Genomic DNA, 14,238 nt, shown 5'->3' on the forward strand with positions numbered 1-14,238 from the left:
CCTTCACTCGCTCTTTGCGATTCATCGCAGGGGGCGAGGGTCAAAAGCGTGTTGCACGCGTTAAGCACTGTGTCTATCTGCGGACTGGGGCGATGTCCCCCGCCGCGCTACTGGTCAAATGGCGGAGTCACTCGTTGCCAGACCCAGCCACAGCCACCACCCGAATTTCGACGCGCAACTCAGGAAGGGCCAATTGCGTCACCCCTACCCCTGTCCACGATGGATACCGGTTTGGGAAGTACTCATCCTTCACTGCCGCAAAGCCCTCGACCTCTCCGCGAAGGTCCGTGTGGAAGGTCATCAATTCGACGACGTCGGCAAGGCTTGCCCCCGCCGCCTCGAGAACGACTTTCAGGGATTCAAAGGCTATCCGTGCCTGCGCTTGAATATCCTCGCCAATCCTTCCATCCGGAGTCATTCCAACCTGCCCGGAAACCCAAATCCTGTCTCCCACGCGGGTCGCCGGTGAGAAGTGATAGGTGTCGTACCACGCCTGGAATGCAGGTGGTGTGATCGATTGTCGTTTGATGGTGGTTGCCATGATCCTTTGCTCTAAACGAAGTCATGCTGTCCCACGGGAACCTCTCGTATGGCAGGTTTCCCGGGGATCGATTGCGAATCGCAGGTTCAATGTCGACGGCGAAAGCTCGAGCCTGTTCTACGGCGAACCCTTTGCAATAACGCCCAAGTTTTCGTGGAAAATCCCTCGGGCATCATCGATTGGCGCCGTGCTCCAAACCGTTCTCACGGAATCAAGCCAACTTCCTTGAAGTCATCAATCTTGAGCAGCTCGAGCGGGGCGACCATCTGGCCCTTATGCTCTACCCAGCCGCCGTACGTTTCACTTCGCGACCAGCCGAGAAGCCGCTGAATTTCCTCAGGAAGAGCTTTCATCCGCTCGATCGGAATAGAGAGGTATTGGTTCTCTTCCTGTCGCAGGTACGCCAGGTCGAGCTGGATCACAATGCCGGTACGGGGAGCATCCGCAGCGTTCTCGCCACCACCGTGGTATGTCGACCCGACCCAGATGAGTGCATCCCCCGCGCTCATCTCCGCAGTGACCGTCTCCTCGACTTTCGGCATGCGCTCGTCGCCCCATTTGTTGCTGCCTGGGATGACCCGCGTTGCGCCGTTCTCATGTGTGAACTCCGTCAGCGCCACCATCATGTTCATCCGAGCTTCCTGAGAGGACGGATGGGGCCAGAGAAAAACAGCATCGTCGCGGTGCAAGGGTTGAGCACCCTGCCCGGGCCAGATCTGGATAGCCTGTGTGCCGCCAATCTGGAGATCTGGGATGACTTCCATCGGATGTTCGCCAGCCCAAACTTTTCGCGGTTTGGACTGCAGGATCTTGCGCGCAGTCTCGAGATACAGCGGATTCGTCGCCACAGAAACAGCGTGATCAGTGCGCGCGAAGAGCCGCGCGAGTCGGCGCGTCTTGTTACCGAGGAAGAAGGTATCGTCACCGCCCGGAGTCGTGTCCAGCAACGGCATCAAATCCTGTTTCAAGCCATTCAGCGTTTCCGGCGTCGTAAAGCCTTTAACGCAAACAACCCCGTCTTCCTCTAGGACAGCGGCAATTTCGTCAGGCGACGATGTATTGGGCAGCTTACGGATGCTCATATCTGGACCTTTCATTGGTAGGGCAATTTCAAATGCATGTACCTCAAACTTCACTTCCGGGTGAGGCGGTGGGAAACAAGAGCCATATAGCGAAGAGGGACAACAGCGACCGTTCCTGTCCCCGCGAGCACGTCGCCTTCGATGAGGACCAGCGAGGTCCCTTTTCGCCTCCGCCCACCGCCGGCGCACCTCCGCGCCCAACTTTAGCGCGTATGCGACCTACATCACACGCGTCTTAGACCTATAATTAACGCGTCATTGACCTAATCGTAGCGCGGCAGCGACCTAACCACAAGGTGAGTCGAGCTAGGGAAAACACTGACCTGGAGTGCCAGAGCTTCCGATAACGCTTGGTGGAACACGGTCAATCCGCGATGGCCACGACACAGCAGAACCGGCGCGGTGCCGGTTGCCGGCTTCAATCGCGACTACAACCTAAACGACAGGCCGCATGTTTGGATATGCGATGGTGTATTCTCTTACCGTGGTTGCGACCTATGATCTGCGATCAGGTCGCAGTTAATTCTTTTTTAAGGGGGAGCCGACGTGCAACAAAAAGCCGTAAGGCGAGGAGCCTCGGGTGACCTTGTAGAGGCAAGAGCAGAGAAGAGATCGGCTGCGCAGGGAAATCGGGAACTGCGCCTGGCACAGATCATTCATGCAGCGCAGCAAACCTTTTGTGAGGATGGATATGCCGCATTCGCAACACGCGGCGTAGCTGGGCGCGTAGGAATCACACTAGGAAACCTGCAGTACTACTTTCGAACGAAAGGGGAGTTGCTATGTGCAGCGCTGCAAGAATACGTGTCCCAGATAGTCAGCGACTACACCGCCATCGCAAACCAGGCAGGCATCAGTGCCACGCGGCGTTGTTCCGCGCTGGTAGAACGCATTTTCTTCGACATCAACGAAACCGATCGGCCGAAGTTCCTGTTTGAAGTTTGGGCTTTCGCTCAGCAAGAACCCTACACTGCGGAGCTCGTTGATGACATGTATGCCGAGCATCGAAGCATCTTCGCGAAGTTGTTATCCGAGATCCACCCGACTTTGACCCACGAAGAGTGCCTTGCCCGGGCGTCAGTGATTGTCGCGCAGACGGCTGGCACGATGATACTCGCTTACAACGGCGGAGATTCGGATAAGGACTATGCCGAATGCGTTCGCGTGGCAAAGCAATCTGTGAAAATGATCGTTGACTTGTCGCCACAAGCACTTGAGAACGACGAAACGCTTCGCAGCTTGCCCAACCTGAAGAGCCACGGCACGAACAGCGCGCACGGCGGCATCTTTAATTCTGATGAGGATGGCCAGCGGGAACTATTTGAGCTGAACATGCGGCAGACAGGCCAAGATGCGCCCTATTATCGACCAACCGTTCAAGGGAAGCGTCGAAAGGTAAAAATCAATGAGATCGTCTCTACCGCCGCCAACCTATTGGCGGCGGAAGGATACGCGAACTTTACCCTCGCGCGGGTAGCCAGGGAGCTTGGCATTCCGGAGTCCGCGCTCCGGAACTACTTCCCAACACATGATGATCTACTCCGCTCAACAACGAGCGCGCTGATGAAGGTCTATCTGGACCGGTATGCAGACATGGGCAAGCCGAGCGGCAAACCTGCGCTGGAGCGACTGTGCGAGATCGTTGTTGATGCTTTTGAGGAAGCTCGCGATTCAAGAGTATGTCGCTTCATATTCGAAATGCTCGCACTGGCTCAGCACTCGGACGTTACGCTTGAACTGACGAAAACTCTCTACTCGGCCTATCGAGCAAACTACGTGGATTTAGTACGCGAGCTTGACGCATCTGCCACCGCGCGCGAATGCCACGCGCGCGCGACGCTCATTGTGGCCCAGATAGAGGGGGCGACGACTTTGGTGTTTGGCTCGAAGAAGCAACCGCCGGATGCGAATCGCATTTTCGAGTTGATGAAAGCCGTCACGATTCGCGTCGCGCAAGGAACCGTTGCCACCAAGGGCGCGACGTAAAGCTATCGCATTCGTTGCCTAAGCCGACAATGTCGCCTAGCTGTCGAGTAGTCACCCCCACACCAGAGACTGAAGGGCTGACAGGAAACTGCCAGCACTTTGTCCTTCTTCGCAGTTCGGCGCTCCGTAGCCGAATATCAGCGCGTGTTGGATTGCCAGAGTGCGTAGACCAGCTTCCGCGCCCCATCAGCAGATGCGCGGAGCGTTGATCAGGATGCCGGCACAGCCAAATGTAGGTCCCAGCAGCTTATCCAGGATTGGGCACGACATAAGCGCCGCATCCTTACTGTCCGCAATCCGGCAGCCAGCGAGCCATGAATGACTGTTGCCGCTTGAAAGCTGCCGATGAAATGTCGCTGCGCCGAAGGGCGGAAACGGGTCGATGAGAGACGGCCGGAGTATCGCCTCCCCAGCTATGCCTGAGAGTCGCCGGAGCAACCGCTGAGTTGAACTGGCATCAATCATTCAAGTACCGCAGCGAACCGCTGGCCATTGGCTCACATAGATTCAACCTCACAACCACGCAGTTGCTCGAGAGGTTAGGAAAAAGAGTTAGTAGATCTAAGTGGTTGATTGAAAAGAATATTTTTCCACCTAACTGTTAGCAAGGTTCCGAAAGCGTTGTAGGTTCCGGGCTTTTGCCGTTCCATGGCCGCCGTCCAGCCCGGCAGGCGACACTGGTAGCGCATCGGAATCACCGTGAGTTGGCCGTCGCGGACGACCAGAACTGGCGCATAGTAGCCCGGGAAGACGCGCGAATCGCGTGGCAGTAACTCGGAGCGATGCAGATCGGCCAGATTGCGCTGCGCGCGCTGAATCTTGTCGGTGGCGATGCGCTGATCGTTCTGTGCCTTCTTGGTCGGCTTGGTGGCGAGCGCCCTTTCGGCGCCGGCCAGGCGCGTCTTCTGCTGGAACAACTCAGCCTCGAACGCCGTGGTTTGCTCACGCTCGGCTGCCGTGATCAGTTCGGCTGCACGCTGTTCGGCTTCGCCGTCCGGCGAAGCGAAGGGGGCAAGCATCGCCTTTGGCAGCTTCGACCAATCGCCGCGCCGGCGCCTTTCCCAGAACAGCTCGACGAACAATTCCAGGCTCACCGATGCGCCAAACAGCCTTTGGTATTTTCGATAGTCCGCCTGGATCTGCACCGAGTAGCACATACGGGTTCCCCTGAGTGTTTCGGCCGGGCTCCGGATGCGGCCTTCCGCCAATTCTAAGAGCATCCGGGACAATGCGAAAAGAAGCGGCGTCTCTTGCACTCGGCTTGTCGGACGGTATCCGGACTCCGGTAGATGCGCTTTCCGGTCACCCCCGAATGAGGGGATGCAAGTGAGCGTAGTGCATGTGACGATTCCGAGCGACAGGTCTGCGAACTGCCTGTCGACATTTGAAGCCCTTGGCAGGCAGGCTAAGGGCTTTTCTTTTTCTTTTGTCGGACAGCGCGTGATACCGACGCCTGGTCGCCAGGCACAGACTGGCTCCATCACTTCAGGAGACAGCCATGCCGGGACAGGACATCCACGTGGTCCCGGCCGACGACCGCTGGGCCGTTGAGACCGAGGGCGGCCACGCCCGCGAAACATTCGACACTCAGGACGAAGCGATCGCCGCAGGCACGGAGAGAGCCAAGCAGAAGCAGGTCGAACTGTTCATTCCGTGGAAGCTTCCGGTCAGAACGGGCACATTCCGTACAAATCGCGTCGCTCCCACTTATGTCACGATTCTCATAACTGTTTACTGGATGGACGCTGACGTGATTACCGAAACACCCCCGCCCACAACCGCGTCCCGGTGCCTTGGGGCTCTAGAGTTGAACTGCCGCATTCGCCAGTTGCCTTTGCCACTGCGCCCACGTGCGCCGGCCGCGGGAATTCTTCGACGGCAACCGTCTGTTGCTATAGAGCTCGGCATTTACCAGCGCCGCAAGCCAAAGCCTTCTGAGGGGAAGCCAACTTACGGGCGCTGCTTGACGGGGTCAACAAGATCGCTTGTGCAATACGATGCTCCTGTACAGACGGCGGTGGGGGCGTGTCCAGATGACCGACAGCAGAGCGAAATTCAATCTTCGCAATACGTGGGAATCGGCAGCACCCGGCTGGGCGAAGTGGGAGCATGTGTTTGCCACTAGTCTTTCGGGCGCCACTGACACGCTCATCGATATGGCCGGTATCCGGCCGGGCATGCGCGTTCTCGATCTCGCTTGCGGTGCCGGCAGCCAGAGCATCCAGGCAGCGATGCGAGTGGGTGCCGACGGCGAAGTGGTCGCCTGTGATTTATCGGGCACCATGCTGGAGCACGTCCGCCGAAATGCCGCTAGTGCCGGTCTTCAGAATATCGAAACGCTGGAATGCGCAGCAGATGAGTTAGACCAGACATTGGCGCCATTCGACGCGGCGATGTGCCGATTAGGATTGATGCTTTTTCCGTCGCCTGGGGAGGCACTGGATGCTGTTCAACGCGCACTCAAGCCTGGCGCGCGTTTCGCGGCGCTGGTCTTCACGACGCCGGCCAACAATCCCTTTATGGCTCAGCCTATGGCGATCCTTTTACGCCACGCGGGCAAGGCTCCTCCCGCGCCCGGACAGCCTGGAATCTTCGCACTGGGAGGCAATGGCGTGTTGGAACGCCTGATGAACGACAGCGGTCTTGGGGATGTGAAAACCCAGCACGTTCGAGCGCAGCTCGTCTTGCCGAGCGCGTCGGACGCTCTGCAACTGATGCAGGAAGCCGCCGGGGCATACCGGGCTGTCGTAGCGGACCTCGACGTCGCGGCGAGATTGAAGGCCTGGAACGATGTCTATGAATGCCTAAAGCAGTTCGAAGTCGGTGAAGGCTTCAAGACCCAGCTTGAACTCATTATCGGGTCGGGCGCCAAGCCAGGATAGTTTCAACAGGCCGATGCAGATCGGGAGAAAGTTTGAGTCCTCGGCGCTACCGATTTGCAGGTGTGAGCGAATGGCGGCTCAACAACGATGGACGGCCGTTCCAGACACGAAGAATTGATTGACGCCGAAGGGTCGCGAAAAGAGTATCGAAGGCGGAGGCCCCTCTCGACGGGATACTTTCGAGATCGTGACATTATGAATGGGACCCCCCTCTTCTGCTGACCAAGCCAGTCCAGGAGGGCAAAACGAAAACAATCCAAGCCATCTCGCTCAGTGCTTGCCGCCGCAAGTCGCCAACCCACCAGCTTTGCGCAAGGGGCGTGATTGGCGGAAGCTCTCCGAGTCAAGACTCCCGACAACGAACGCGTGGTAGCGCGTCAGTAGCCTCGGTGTCCGCGCGGCTCTGCCGATTCTCCAGGCGTTGATGCAGCGTCTCGCAGCGGATCAACATCATTTCCGCGGGAGCCTCCTCCGCGTCAGCTAAGTCAGCTTGCGCGGCGACTTGCAGATAGACTTGTCGCGAGACAACGGCGATGATGACAAGGATGGCGCCGATGCCAAGCATTCGGACGACGATGCGGAGGGTTGGCGCCATGGCGACATTGCACGGGATCAGCAAGAGGCGATAGTCGGTGAGACTACACGAGACGGTTTCGCGACGGTGTCACGCCTTGGCAGGATTGACACGAACCGTTTGCCGCGGCGGCGAGCTGGCACGTTCGCCGCAGGGGGGCTGAAAAGGATGTCCCGAAAATCGATCGAAGCCTTAGCGAGCGGCCACTACTGGGCCGTGCCCCACGCCCCGTTCCCCCTGGACGGCGGCAACGGCCATGATGAGGTTTTTCCCGGCGCCGGCTGCGTTAGCGACGGCAAGTGGGTGACCTTCTACAAAGACGAGCAAGAAGTGTGGGCGTGCAACGCCGTGTATGCAGCCGCCCATTTCGACTGTTCTGCCCTGCCCCAGGACTGCACGTCGACGGCCGGCTGAGCGCTCGGCAGATGCGCTGCTCCGCGCCGCCAGGCAAACCTAGGCTCCCCGCCCCAGCACAACCGCAAAATCGCCCTCCGGACGTTATGTATAAACTGGGCAGCGTCCAACGGCGGTGGCTTCTGGGGGATCGCGGCAAATCAATCAGGCAGGCGCAACTGCCCGCTGACTCGCTGGCTGAGACTTCAGGATGCGAAGGAGTTCGCCTCATTTGTCAATGCAGTGCGTAGACAAGGTCTCGCTCGGATACGCTCCCAAGTGGTTCAGCAGGCGATACTTCGGGTTCAAACTACGCGAACTGTCGATCAAGTGGAATATGTACAGCAAACTAGTCTAATTTCCATATTTTGACTAGAATACTGAACATATGCCAGCCTTTACTGATACTACCACAGTCCTAGAACGTCACTTGTTGCTGCAACTCGGCGACCGCATCAAGCGCCTGCGGAAGGCCCAGAACATGAGCACGGTCGAGATGGCCAAGCGCGTGGGAATCTCACGGACCACACTCTCTGCCGTCGAGGCAGGTGACCCCGCGCCGACGATGGGCACTTACCTTCGCGTCATGTCGGTCCTCGGTGTGGCCGGTGACCTCGCACTGTTAGTCAGCGACACGTTCCAGCCCCCACCGGCGAATTCAGCAGCCGCCTCTTCCAAGCGTACCAGACCGCAGGTGCAGGTTATGGTGACGACGGATCCCAGCCGCCATCAAGCTCAGGACTTGCAGAGCATGGCGCTCCACAAGGAGGCGATCCGCATGATTCATGAGGACCCTGCGCTACTGGGTCGGGCCCAAGAGGTGCTGAAGGGATGGCGCTCGCAGGGAGACTCACGGTCTGATTCACTTTGGTCGGAGTGGGAGACGATTCTTGCGAACCGGTCGTGGCGCAAAGTGCTTGGCCGAACTCGACGTGCTCAAGAGCTTCGCCAGGCTTCTCCCTTACCGACGGTTCTACCTGATGCCGTTCGGCAGGAGGTGCTTGCACAAATCCAGGCGTTGAAGAAAGGTGTTGTCCTCGGGGATCAGGAATGAACCGGGAAGATTTGGAGCACATCATTCGGGCTGCGGCCGACATCACGAACGAATACGAGTTCGTTGTCGTCGGCAGCCAATCGATCCTCGGGCCGATCCCCAACCCTCCGGCGGTCTTCACGATGTCTGCGGAGGCCGACATCTACCCGCTCAACGCTGTCGACAAGGCAGATGCGATTGATGCCGCCATCGGCGAAGGTTCACGTTTTCACGAGACGTATGGTTACTATGCGCAGGGCGTCGGGCCTGAGACTGCGTGCCTGCCTGCCGGATGGCAAAACCGCTTGCAACGCATTCAGACGGCGGGCACGAATGGGCGGGTTGGCTATTGCTTGGACGTCGTTGACCTGTTTATGGCGAAGGCGGTAGCGGATCGCGATAAGGACCGCGTCTTTTGTATGGCCCTAATCCAATACGGCTATGTTTTGCCGCTCACAGCGATCAGCCGCGTCGACGATATGCCGATAGAAAAAGCTGCACAGGGACGACTGCGTGCTCGCATCAAGCGCTGGACGAAGGCCTTGCGGGACCAAGGTTATGCGGTTCCCGATGGCGACGACGCCTAGTGGGAGCTACCTTGTCTTTGGTTACGTTCGGCTCGTAGGTGTAGCAACAACGTTGCGGGGTGCTCGGCAACTCGCCATAAGCGCCCGTTTTCGGACGTATTCTCGTCTCCTCTGGAAACCCGCCTCCGCGCCGACCTGCTGCAACGCCCCAACCGACTGCTACTTTGATGCGTGCGCCACAGCTGTGAGAATAACGTTCGCGACATCAACGGGTCGGGACTGCTGAGGCACATGCCCGGCCGGCAGGCTCACCACGTGAGCCGAGATCTTCTGCGCCATCGCCGTCTGCAGAGCCGGCGGCAGCATGCGGTCTTCCTCGCTCACTACATACCACGACGGTTTCGTCATCCAGGCAGCGGCAGAAACCCTTTCCTCGAAATTTGTTCCGCGCACGGGACCTTGTGTGGCGGCCATCAGTCTTGCTTGTTCCGTCGTAACGTCTTGGGCGAGGTGTTTCTCCACACCTTCAGGACTGAGCGTCAGAAATCCCTCCTTGTCCGTGACGATATGGTTGAAACCTGATGGAGTTGGATAGCCCTTGGACAAGTCAACCACCGATTGCCCTACTGAGGGGGCGAACGCAGCGACGTAGACCAGCGACTTGACGTTCTCATGCTGGCCCGCCACGGTGATGACGACGCCACCCCATGAGTGTCCCACCAGAACCACCGGACCGGTCTGCATGTCAAGAGCACGCCGTGTCGCAGCAATGTCGGCGGCCAGAGAGTTCAGCGGGTTTTGGACCGACACGACCTTCAGTCCTCTTTGCTGAAGTATCGGAATGATCTGGTTCCATGACGAGCCGTCGGCAAATGCGCCATGAACCAGCAGCACAGTAGGCTTCTGGGCGTCGAGGTTGCCGATCGGGGCTGCAGTCGAGGCCAAGGCAGCGGTTCCCAAAGTCGCGGCAAGAATTGCATTTTTCGAGATCGATTGCATCAGTTCTTATTCCAAGTTGAGGCTAACCCCATGGACAGCCGGTTGCGATGTGGTGAGTGTACGTCAGAAACAATGCGGGTAAAATGATGCGAAATGCTCAAGACAATAAACTAGACGTTTCAAATGGACAGACTGAGATGCATGGAGGTTTTTGTGCGAGCCGTGGAAGCTGGCTCTATCTCCGCTGCCGCCAAGGACTTGAACCTGTCGTCGCAGCTCGCGGGCAAGCAGATACGGGCGCTGGAACAGAGCCTGGGCGTCAAACTGCTGAACCGCACGACTCGCAGTCAGAGCCTGACGGACAGCGGCCAAGTCTTTTACGAGCAGGCAAAGAACATCCTTGCGGAAATGGAGCTGGCCGAATCAATGATTGCGGAGACTCGCTCGAAACCGCGGGGCCGGCTTCGCGTCAGCGCGCCAATTACCTTTGGCAGTCATGCGCTGACACCCGAAATCCCGGCGTACCTCAGGCAGCACCCGGAGGTCTCCCTGGACCTATATCTCACCAACCGCACGGTAGACCTGGTGGACGAGGGTTTCGATATTGTCTTCCGGACTGGGCCGCTTCCAGACAGCTCCTTGCTTGCGAGACCCCTGGCACCGCATCGGCTGCTCCTCTGCGCATCAGCCGACTATCTCAAGTCAGCTGCTCCTTTGCGAACGCCAGAAGATCTCCGGCATCATGAATGCCTGGTTTTTTCGCACACGTCGCTACGTACACACTGGTCGTTTGACGGGCCCCACGGGCGCGTGTCCGTGCCGATTCTCGGCAGATTCTCGACCAACAGCGGCGAGGCGCTTCGGGCAGCTGCAGTTGCAGGTATGGGTGTACTTCTGCAGCCGCACGAACTGGTTTCTGAAGAGATCAAGGCCGGGCGCTTAGTCAGGCTTTTGCCGGAGTATGAGCCGCCTGCCCGCCCGTTACATGCACTGTATGCATCTGATAGACGAATGACGCCGAAGCTGCGGAGTTTTCTGGACTTTGCAGTGCAGAGGTTCGGTGCAAATCGAATGTAGCCAGAAGCGCGCTCCAAGGGCGGAAAAATAGCCCGGTTCGGACCTGCGCCGTATCCATGCGTTATAGCGCCGGTATCCGTCCGCGGTCGGGGTGCGGCGCATCACATGCCAAAGCCGGAATTGCGCCGATTTTTGGAAGCGCGTGTGCCGGATGTTCAAATAGTTAAGTGACAGGTGAGGAAAGCCCCGGGGTCGGCGCCGTTCTCGGGACCGCCCCTAATCCATCGTTCGCCGTCTGCGAACGTCCGCTATTCAACTGCTTCCATGATCATCAGATCGGCGACAGCCTTACCTTCCCGGTGAGATTTTGCCGCTTGGTATTCCGGCGAGTTGTAGCACGCCAGCGCTGCTTCCATGCTCTCAAACTCGACCACGACATTCCTTGGCCGGCTTTCTCCTTCCAGATGTTGCGTGAATCCGCCCCTTGCCAACGGCTTTCCACCATATTTTCTAAAGCTCTCCGTCGCGCCCTTTGCGTAGATGGTATAGGCGTCCGCGTCGAAAACTTCCACATGTGCAACCCAATAAGCTTTAGTCATCATAGTCACCTATTTTCTATATGTTTAGGATTTCGGTAGAAAAATTGTTGGATACTGGATATATCAGAAAACGGATTATCTTCATCGGCCTCGCTATATAGGGAAAACAGATTTCTGGCCAGGGATCCGAGTGGAACGCTTGCCTGTGAAGCTTGGGCACAGTCCAATGCCAGGGCCAGATCCTTGAGCATGAGATTGACCTGGAAGCCACCGTTGTAATCATGGCTTGATGGCACATCTGGCAGGATGCCAGGCCACGGGTTCCAGCGATCGATCATAAAGTTGCGTCCGCTGCTGTTCCGAATCACCTCCGACAGGATGTCAGGTGAAAGCCCGTTCCTGACTCCCAATGCCAGCGCCTCCGCGGTGCCGGTCATCAACACGGCTGCGAGCAAGTTGTTGCAAATTTTCGCCAATTGCCCTGTACCATGTCCGCCGGCATGGATGACGGTCTTACCCATTGCGCGAAGTATGGGATCGATCTTTCCTACCGTTCCCGCTTCGCCGCCGACGATAAAGCAAAGCGTTCCTTCGCGCGCACCCATGATCCCTCCGGAAACCGGCGCGTCGACAACTTCGAGGCCGTGTTGATTCGCTGCGTCGGCAATCCGTTTTGACGACTCGGGAGCAATGGTGGAGCAATCAATATAGATTGGTTCACGGTTGGCCTGCTGCAGAATCCCATGTTCGCCAAGGTACGTCGACTCTACGACGCTGCCATTCGGCAGCATGGTGATCACAACATCCACATCCTGCGACGCATCAATGGCATGCGCTGACACTGTGGCGCCTAATTTCCTGATCGTCTCCAGCGCAACGGGATTCAGATCAAAGACCTTCAAACCATGGTTTGCCTTGAGCAAGTTCGTCGCCATGGGCAGGCCCATATTGCCGAGTCCTATGAAGCCAATTACTGACATAAGTCTCCTCTTCTTGTCTATTTTTGTCCGTTGAAAAACCGCTAAGCGATTCCTTCAATGACGGATAGATGACGTAATTCCATTCGAGGACCTAAACGTATCACGAGCAGCGCTCCGAAAGCCGTCATGTATCATGCACACTCACTGTGCAGAATTGCACATGTCTCCATGTGGAACGCAAGATGAATTGGGATGACCTCAGATTCTTTCTGGAACTGGCACGTACGGGAAAGTTGACCGTATCCGCCAGGAGGCTTAGCGTGGAACACACCACGGTAGCGAGGCGGATTCACGCTTTGGAGAAGGCGCTCGGAAGCCCACTTTTTGTGCGGACCGCGTCTGGCTATGAACTAACGGATAGAGGTATCGCGCTGTTGGCTAAAGTGGAAGAGATGGAGCGAGCCTATGCCGTTGTGGAGGCAAGTCTGCCCTCATCGGATATCAATGGCTTGATCCGGGTTGGCTGCAATGAAGGTTATGGGACTTCGCTGCTGCCCCTGCATGCTGCGGAAATCATGCGCCGATTCCCAGGGCTGGCTATCGATGTTCTGGCCTTGCCGAGAGCGATTCCCTTGCCCCGCAACGAAGCTGACATCGTCATCACCATTGACCGGCCGCAGCGTGGTCCCTACATTGTTTCGAAACTCGCTGAATACAGCCTGGGTCTGTACGCCTCAGCGGGATATCTTGCGACCGTCCCGACGATCGTGAAGACAGACGATCTCGCAGGCCATGCGTTTATCGACTACGTTGCAGGAATGGTGCTGGCAAAGGATGTTCCAAATCCAAGTCATTTGACTCGGCCCGGCAGCACCAGGTTTCGCAGCACGAGCATCCTGGCGCAACGCTCCGCGGCACAGGCGGGACTAGGCATTGCGATTCTCCCCGCATACCTGGTGACGGCCGAGATGGGATTGGTTCCGATACTTGAGGGCAAAATTGCGATCCGAAAAAGCTACTGGATCACCATGCATGCCGAACTGAAGAACGTCGGCCGATTCAAAAAGGTGTGGCAGTTGTTGCGCGACTACGCTCAGCGGGACCAACATCTGCTGCTACCGTAAGGCAGGGGCTGTCGGCATTGAGTAAACATTGAACTTCTCCCGCGTAGTCCGGCGAAGCGGGACGCGTAAGCTGAATTCCCACCAGCTAAAGATTTGCCGACTGCTGCCATTAGCACCGCGCTGGCGAGTCACTGGGAGAGGGGCGGAACCAATGCAGGTGGCTCTCGGCGATGAAGCCTTAGCGAGCGGATCGGCTAAGCTTCACTTCCGCTATTGCTCTTGACGGCTTGTCGGCGGGCCATGATTACTTGCTCATGGGCCGCGCCCCAGTCGCGCATCGCGCTAACCAGAGGTACTAGCGTCAAGCCAAGCGCCGTCAATGAGTATTCCACCTTTGGCGGGACCTCCCGATAAATTTCCCTTGCGATGATACTGCCGGCCTCGAGTTCACGCAGTTGCAGCGTAAGCATCCGCTGAGTCACTTCCGGAATCAAACGTCTTAATTCGTTGAAGCGACGGGTTCCGGACATAAGGTGAAAAAGGATCAGCGATTTCCATTTCCCTCCTATCACATCAACAGTAAAAGTGACGGGGCAGGCGAATGCCTCGACCTCTCCATGGGGAATTCCAAGCTTCATCTCAAGGTCCTCGACCAGATAGTGATAGCGGTATAAAAAATGTGCCTACTGCACAAGATTGTGCGTACTTACGAAAATCGTTGGTTAAGTTTAGCATCGGCTC

The 14,238-nt window shown here is 57.4% G+C and carries 15 protein-coding genes; 8 read left to right on the forward strand and 7 right to left on the reverse strand.

The features are described from left to right. Window positions 1-127: 127 nt before the first annotated feature. Entirely contained in the window at window positions 128-541 is a 414-nt protein-coding gene (locus tag J8I82_RS13310; RefSeq protein WP_209758115.1) for a RidA family protein, read from the reverse strand. A gap of 203 nt (window positions 542-744) precedes the next feature. Further along, window positions 745-1,623 (reverse strand): phytanoyl-CoA dioxygenase family protein, encoded by an 879-nt coding sequence (locus tag J8I82_RS13315; RefSeq protein WP_209758117.1) that lies wholly within the window; start codon window positions 1,621-1,623, stop codon window positions 745-747. Between the two features lie 546 nt (window positions 1,624-2,169). On the opposite strand from J8I82_RS13315, the gene J8I82_RS13320 reads away from it, so the two are divergent. Further along, the gene (locus J8I82_RS13320) at window positions 2,170-3,609 is read left to right on the forward strand and encodes a TetR/AcrR family transcriptional regulator (RefSeq protein WP_209758119.1); all 1,440 of its coding nucleotides are present in this window, start codon (window positions 2,170-2,172) and stop codon (window positions 3,607-3,609) included. A gap of 539 nt (window positions 3,610-4,148) precedes the next feature. Here the strand turns inward: J8I82_RS13320 and J8I82_RS13325 are convergent. Beyond that, window positions 4,149-4,865 (reverse strand): hypothetical protein, encoded by a 717-nt coding sequence (locus J8I82_RS13325; protein ID WP_245179705.1) that lies wholly within the window; start codon window positions 4,863-4,865, stop codon window positions 4,149-4,151. Between the two features lie 242 nt (window positions 4,866-5,107). Here J8I82_RS13325 and J8I82_RS13330 point away from each other — a divergent pair, with 242 nt between their 5' ends. The 5 genes from J8I82_RS13330 to J8I82_RS13350 all read left to right on the forward strand — a co-directional run bounded on the left by J8I82_RS13330 (window position 5,108) and on the right by J8I82_RS13350 (window position 9,078). Then, a complete protein-coding gene (locus J8I82_RS13330) occupies window positions 5,108-5,734 on the forward strand; it encodes a DUF2188 domain-containing protein (RefSeq protein ID WP_209758121.1) in 627 nt (208 codons plus the stop codon). Next, window positions 5,643-6,491, forward strand: coding sequence for a class I SAM-dependent methyltransferase (locus J8I82_RS13335; RefSeq protein WP_209758123.1), 849 nt, complete (start codon window positions 5,643-5,645; stop codon window positions 6,489-6,491). Before J8I82_RS13330 ends, J8I82_RS13335 begins: the two co-directional genes overlap by 92 nt. A 514-nt stretch (window positions 6,492-7,005) precedes the next feature. Then, window positions 7,006-7,479: a hypothetical protein gene (locus J8I82_RS38295; RefSeq protein WP_245179707.1), complete on the forward strand. Its 474-nt coding sequence runs from the start codon at window positions 7,006-7,008 to the stop codon at window positions 7,477-7,479. A gap of 367 nt (window positions 7,480-7,846) precedes the next feature. Continuing rightward, window positions 7,847-8,512: a helix-turn-helix transcriptional regulator gene (locus J8I82_RS13345; RefSeq protein WP_209758125.1), complete on the forward strand. Its 666-nt coding sequence runs from the start codon at window positions 7,847-7,849 to the stop codon at window positions 8,510-8,512. Next, window positions 8,509-9,078, forward strand: coding sequence for a DUF6036 family nucleotidyltransferase (locus J8I82_RS13350; RefSeq protein WP_209758126.1), 570 nt, complete (start codon window positions 8,509-8,511; stop codon window positions 9,076-9,078). Before J8I82_RS13345 ends, J8I82_RS13350 begins: the two co-directional genes overlap by 4 nt. Window positions 9,079-9,237: 159 nt before the next feature. Here the strand turns inward: J8I82_RS13350 and J8I82_RS13355 are convergent, their stop codons facing one another. Beyond that, window positions 9,238-10,017, reverse strand: a complete 780-nt coding sequence (locus J8I82_RS13355) for an alpha/beta fold hydrolase (RefSeq protein ID WP_209758128.1) — start codon at window positions 10,015-10,017, stop codon at window positions 9,238-9,240. A 123-nt stretch (window positions 10,018-10,140) separates the two neighbouring features. Here J8I82_RS13355 and J8I82_RS13360 point away from each other — a divergent pair, with 123 nt between their 5' ends. Then, window positions 10,141-11,034, forward strand: a complete 894-nt coding sequence (locus tag J8I82_RS13360; RefSeq protein ID WP_209758131.1) for a LysR family transcriptional regulator — start codon at window positions 10,141-10,143, stop codon at window positions 11,032-11,034. A 248-nt stretch (window positions 11,035-11,282) separates the two neighbouring features. Here the strand turns inward: J8I82_RS13360 and J8I82_RS13365 are convergent, their stop codons facing one another. Both J8I82_RS13365 and mmsB read right to left on the reverse strand, forming a co-directional pair. After that, a complete protein-coding gene (locus J8I82_RS13365; protein ID WP_209758132.1) occupies window positions 11,283-11,573 on the reverse strand; it encodes a DUF1330 domain-containing protein in 291 nt (96 codons plus the stop codon). 5 nt (window positions 11,574-11,578) lie between these two features. Then, a complete protein-coding gene (gene mmsB, locus J8I82_RS13370) occupies window positions 11,579-12,493 on the reverse strand; it encodes a 3-hydroxyisobutyrate dehydrogenase (RefSeq protein WP_209758135.1) in 915 nt (304 codons plus the stop codon). Between the two features lie 182 nt (window positions 12,494-12,675). Here mmsB and J8I82_RS13375 point away from each other — a divergent pair, with 182 nt between their 5' ends. After that, the gene (locus tag J8I82_RS13375; RefSeq protein ID WP_209758137.1) at window positions 12,676-13,557 is read left to right on the forward strand and encodes a LysR family transcriptional regulator; all 882 of its coding nucleotides are present in this window, start codon (window positions 12,676-12,678) and stop codon (window positions 13,555-13,557) included. Window positions 13,558-13,751: 194 nt separating this feature from the next. Here the strand turns inward: J8I82_RS13375 and J8I82_RS13380 are convergent, their stop codons facing one another. Then, window positions 13,752-14,135: a winged helix-turn-helix transcriptional regulator gene (locus J8I82_RS13380; RefSeq protein ID WP_209758139.1), complete on the reverse strand. Its 384-nt coding sequence runs from the start codon at window positions 14,133-14,135 to the stop codon at window positions 13,752-13,754. Window positions 14,136-14,238 lie beyond the last annotated feature (103 nt).

The organism is Cupriavidus consociatus (assembly GCF_017814975.1).
Taxonomy (GTDB): domain Bacteria; phylum Pseudomonadota; class Gammaproteobacteria; order Burkholderiales; family Burkholderiaceae; genus Cupriavidus; species Cupriavidus consociatus.

Coding starts and splice junctions, on each gene's coding strand:
- J8I82_RS13330 (WP_209758121.1), top strand. CDS start 5,108: ATGCCGGGACAGGACATCCACGTGGTCCCGGCCGACGACCGCTGGGCC.
- J8I82_RS13310 (WP_209758115.1), bottom strand. CDS start 541: ATGGCAACCACCATCAAACGACAATCGATCACACCACCTGCATTCCAG.
- J8I82_RS13315 (WP_209758117.1), bottom strand. CDS start 1,623: ATGAGCATCCGTAAGCTGCCCAATACATCGTCGCCTGACGAAATTGCC.
- J8I82_RS13365 (WP_209758132.1), bottom strand. CDS start 11,573: ATGACTAAAGCTTATTGGGTTGCACATGTGGAAGTTTTCGACGCGGAC.
- J8I82_RS13375 (WP_209758137.1), top strand. CDS start 12,676: ATGAATTGGGATGACCTCAGATTCTTTCTGGAACTGGCACGTACGGGA.
- J8I82_RS13360 (WP_209758131.1), top strand. CDS start 10,141: ATGGACAGACTGAGATGCATGGAGGTTTTTGTGCGAGCCGTGGAAGCT.
- J8I82_RS13335 (WP_209758123.1), top strand. CDS start 5,643: ATGACCGACAGCAGAGCGAAATTCAATCTTCGCAATACGTGGGAATCG.
- J8I82_RS13345 (WP_209758125.1), top strand. CDS start 7,847: ATGCCAGCCTTTACTGATACTACCACAGTCCTAGAACGTCACTTGTTG.
- J8I82_RS13355 (WP_209758128.1), bottom strand. CDS start 10,017: ATGCAATCGATCTCGAAAAATGCAATTCTTGCCGCGACTTTGGGAACC.
- mmsB (WP_209758135.1), bottom strand. CDS start 12,493: ATGTCAGTAATTGGCTTCATAGGACTCGGCAATATGGGCCTGCCCATG.
- J8I82_RS13350 (WP_209758126.1), top strand. CDS start 8,509: ATGAACCGGGAAGATTTGGAGCACATCATTCGGGCTGCGGCCGACATC.
- J8I82_RS13380 (WP_209758139.1), bottom strand. CDS start 14,135: ATGAAGCTTGGAATTCCCCATGGAGAGGTCGAGGCATTCGCCTGCCCC.